This window comes from Endozoicomonas sp. ONNA2 (assembly GCF_024606365.1).
GTDB lineage: Bacteria > Pseudomonadota > Gammaproteobacteria > Pseudomonadales > Endozoicomonadaceae > Endozoicomonas.
Window position 1 is genome coordinate 1 of record NZ_JAHHPO010000246.1, and the last position, 3939, is coordinate 3939.

Below are 3939 nucleotides of genomic sequence, written 5' to 3' on the forward strand. Positions count from 1 at the left end.
AAAAGCCGATCTCGACAAGTAGGGGGAGTCTGCCCCCTGTTTGGACGCTTACTTTCAAACGGCTGCCGGGGCGGGAAGAAAGTAACCTGCGGATCATCAGAATCTGAGAAATCAACTGAGATACCGGGGCTCTTCGGCGGTCATCTGCAGGTATTCCCGGTACTGCTGATTGCTTAACCGGCTGTCGCAGGTGTTGCTATTGGCCGGATCTGTGCCTGACAAGCGCTGCTGTTCTTCCTGATTGGTCTGACGAATATCCGTCATCAGGTGATTGAACTCGTCCAGCCGCTGACTTTCCAGTGCCGCCCTGGCCTGTTGCAGCAAGCCGACACGGTTGGCGGTAGCAATGGGCTTGCGTCGGGCCTTGGCCAGCGCCATGGCGGACTTTTCTAAACGCTTGGTTTCCTGAATCAGTTTCTGGCTGAATGTCCTCAGATCATGCTGGATGAATGGTTGCCAGCCGTTTAGCGTTTTTTTCGGTGGTGATGCAGGATCACAATAATCAGGCTGGCCTCTTGCACGCGATAGATAAGGGTTAAGGGCAAATCCGGTATGGCAAACTCGCGGGTTCCGTCGATCCTGCCAGGCTTCCCCATTAACGGCTGTTCAGTGATGGTGTCGACACAATCAAAGATGCGATCCACAACGTCTATGGATGCCTTCGGGTTGAATTGGTGAATGTAATCCTGATACCCGGCAAGGTCGTTTTCTGCGCGAGTTTCCCAGATAACCTGCATCAACCTTCACCTTTCCCGCTGACGGCTCCTTTCCCGCTGACGGCTCCTTTCCCGCTGACGGCTTCGGCACGCTTGTATGCTCTGGCCTTCACATCCTCATTACCGGCAAAACTGGCTTTACCCTGATCAATATCGGCCATGCGCTTACGGGTTTCCTCAATGACCCAGTGTTCACGCTCGATATGTTCCTCGATTGCCTTTCGAGCAATGTAAGCAGTGTCCCGCTCACAGGCTTCAGCAATCACCTTCATTTTCTCCAGCGTTTCGTCTTCCAGCCGGATAGAGAGCAGTTGTTTACCCATAACCCTACCTGTATTCGATGTATGACATTGAAAACATAGTATAGAGTTATGGGGCTGGCAATGGGTTTATTGGTCAGTCACCATAAAAACTCTTGCCTGGCTGATAGCCCGATGCCGGGGTCTGACCCTGATCCCGGGTTGGTATCCGGTAATCACTATCATCCGGTGCTGGCAGATTATCGTCACCACTGCTGCCGTTGCGTCTGGTTGCCAGCAAGGCCTCCATTTTAGCGGGGTCGGGCTGGTTCTGCCAGGCAGCGGGCTGGCGGTTCATTCGCCTGGCGGTATCAAAGCCCAGACCATAGCGGCCAAACTGTGGTGCGCTCTGGGTTTCCAGGAATCGGGGGTCGTAAGCAATGCGCTGTACGGCTTCCTGCGGTCCGTACTGGCTCATAAAGTCTTCATAAGCCTGTTGGCCTGCCTGATTGAGGTCTTGGAACTCCGGGCCACCATTGGCTCCCTGTCGTGCATAACGCCCGGTTTCGTCCAGTTGATACCCCATGCTGGATAAATTGCCCGGATCGCCAGGAGGCTGTCCGAGAATAGGCTGCCCTGCTACGGTATCATTGTTGACCAGCACATCAGCCAGCATGCCAATGACAAGCAGGAAGTGAAGCCGGCACCGGAAGCCATTGCAGAAGCAACAGATAATAACGCGTCCATTGGCAAAATGAGTGAGGATAATGGCTATTACTCAGGGTCCAACCTGCAGGCGTTTAATGCTGCGAACATTGACGCTTACATGGCTACGGATCGACAGGAAAAGCCTGCAACAGAGCGACTGGAAGATTTCACTGATCGGCGTGAGAGGATTCGAACCTCCGAACCTTTCGTCCCGAACGAAACGAGCATTCCATTAAAATCAACTGGTTAAGTGGTTATTTTTGTTCTTGCCGGGTTCTGTAATACTTTTGATTTCTTTATGCTGCGCAATGATTTTGTTCTCACTTTTTTTTGCACGACATACAGATTATATTCAAAACAGACACCCTACCGGCAAAGCCACCAGTTTATCCGAAAAGGGCAGCACCTTATCACCGTTGTAAACAATTACCCCCCGCTGAATACTGCCCGTTGCAATTAGCATTTCCTGAGTAGCGAACATCTCTTTTTTGATCGTCATGCCGGCCTTGACCTCAATACCTGTGGCCTGGCCATTATGCCCTGACAGAATAAAGTCCACTTCTCGCTGACTCTTGTCACGATAGTGAAAAAGCTGGCAGTCCTGATCACTGATGGCGATAGACTTCAGTAGTTCGGAGCAGACCCAGGTTTCCATCAACGACCCCATAAGATTTCTGTCAGCTTTAATCGCTGCTGCATTTATACCTCTCAGGGAACACAGCAGCCCAGTGTCCACAAAATGAACCTTTGCCTGCTTAATTGCCCGCTTGAGTTCATTCCGGTGCCAGCCGGGAATTCGCTTGACCAGATAAAGGTTTTCAAGAGCTGCAACGTATTTTTGCACAGACTTGCTATCCATCTTTATCGCTTTGCCAAGACTTGCGTAGTTCAGCGCCCCAGAAGAGATAGAAGACAGTGATTTAAGCAGCTGCGCCATTTCATCCAGCTTTTGCAACTGAAAAACTTCTCTGATATCCCGCCGGATAATGGCATCGGCATACGATCTGAACCAGCGTGTCCTGCGATTGGCAGAACGCTGTATTGCTTCCGGATAACCACCACAGGCTATGGCCGAAATAACCTGATCAAGCTCAAGCAGCGATCCGGGCTGTGGTGTAAGATCCACAGACAGTAGCTGCTTGATAATATCATGCTCTCCCTGCCCGCCAGCAGGCCTCTGCATCAACTCATTCTGACTGAAGGGGTACAGGGTAATGCATTCTGCCCGGCCAGCCAGTGAATCTGCCAGCGTCGGCAGCGTCATCAGATCGGCGGAACCGGTCAGGATAAAAGCCCCGGGTTGACGATCTTCATCCACCAGCAGCTTGATCGTGCGAATCAATTCCGGAGCCCGCTGAATTTCATCAATAATGACCGGACGCGGTTGATTACGCAGCAAACCAATAGGGTCATTGCGGGCAACCATCAGGATATTTTCGTCATCCAGGGTCAGGTAACTGCCGGAACCCTCAGGCTTGAGTGTCTCCAGCAGGTGCCGCGCAAGGGTCGTTTTGCCAGATTGCCGGGGACCGGTGATAATGGCTACCGGCGTATCCTTCAAGCATTCCCGCAAGTTACGTTCAATGGCTCTTGGTATGAAATCCATAGCAATACAGTCTTGACTAATATGGATTTTATTTTAGACTAATATGGATTTTGAAATCGACCATTATGGATTTATAATCCGACTAAAATGGATTTTATTGATGACTAATCTGGAATAATAACGTTATGAAAGGCTCTGTTCAAACGATGAACGAAGTGAACTTCTGACTGGAAATCCAGCAACTGAGAGAAGCAGAAAAATGAAGCTATAAGCTCTTTATTAAAACCAAAATGAAAATATAGTTTCAAAATAGTATTAATTCCGGTAACTGCTGTTCCTGACGATTAATGCCAATTTCATTCGCGTATTGTTGCCAGTTGTCGGTCACACTACGAAGCTCTGTCAATATCTCTTTGGACTGTGTCGCTGACAATGGAAAATAAGGGGCTACGTCCAGCGCCAAATCCAGACTCAACTCATTGGAATAGTCATCAATATTGAAATGCAGACCCGTTGCACCCTGAGTCACATTAATATCATAAGCCGGTGACCAGACATTAAGGAATTCTTCCTGATGGGGCTATTGTTCCTTATTCTTTTTAGCTTCTGCGATCGAGTGCAGGCGGGTTGGTTTCCAGGTACTGCGGGTCTTGAATTGGAACCACGAAGCACATAAAGAGCACAAATGCCCATGGCGCGTGAAAATATTTTGCGCCACCCTCAGGGATGA

Annotated in this window: 7 protein-coding genes; 1 reads left to right on the plus strand and 6 read right to left on the minus strand. The window is 49.8% G+C overall.

What is annotated here, in order from left to right:
* Positions 1-111: 111 nt before the first annotated feature.
* From KDK14_RS04425 to KDK14_RS04440, 4 genes are all read right to left on the minus strand, one after another.
* A complete protein-coding gene (locus tag KDK14_RS04425; RefSeq protein WP_257263810.1) occupies positions 112-378 on the minus strand; it encodes a hypothetical protein in 267 nt (88 codons plus the stop codon).
* 86 nt (positions 379-464) lie between these two features.
* Positions 465-737 (minus strand): type II toxin-antitoxin system RelE/ParE family toxin, encoded by a 273-nt coding sequence (locus tag KDK14_RS04430; RefSeq protein WP_257263811.1) that lies wholly within the window; start codon positions 735-737, stop codon positions 465-467.
* The gene (locus KDK14_RS04435; protein ID WP_257263812.1) at positions 737-1039 is read right to left on the minus strand and encodes a CopG family ribbon-helix-helix protein; all 303 of its coding nucleotides are present in this window, start codon (positions 1037-1039) and stop codon (positions 737-739) included. The genes KDK14_RS04430 and KDK14_RS04435 overlap by 1 nt, the downstream gene beginning before the upstream one ends.
* A 73-nt stretch (positions 1040-1112) precedes the next feature.
* Entirely contained in the window at positions 1113-1631 is a 519-nt protein-coding gene (locus KDK14_RS04440; RefSeq protein ID WP_257263813.1) for a hypothetical protein, read from the minus strand.
* 18 nt (positions 1632-1649) lie between these two features.
* On the opposite strand from KDK14_RS04440, the gene KDK14_RS04445 reads away from it, so the two are divergent.
* On the plus strand, positions 1650-1913 hold the full coding sequence (locus KDK14_RS04445) for a hypothetical protein (RefSeq protein ID WP_257263814.1): 264 nt from the start codon (positions 1650-1652) through the stop codon (positions 1911-1913).
* A gap of 102 nt (positions 1914-2015) precedes the next feature.
* On the opposite strand, the gene KDK14_RS04450 is transcribed toward KDK14_RS04445, so the two are convergent.
* Complete coding sequence (locus KDK14_RS04450) at positions 2016-3269, minus strand: ATP-binding protein (RefSeq protein ID WP_257263815.1); 1254 nt, start codon at positions 3267-3269, stop codon at positions 2016-2018.
* Between the two features lie 244 nt (positions 3270-3513).
* On the minus strand, positions 3514-3738 hold the full coding sequence (locus tag KDK14_RS04455) for a hypothetical protein (protein ID WP_257263816.1): 225 nt from the start codon (positions 3736-3738) through the stop codon (positions 3514-3516).
* Between the last annotated feature and the right edge of the window lie 201 nt (positions 3739-3939).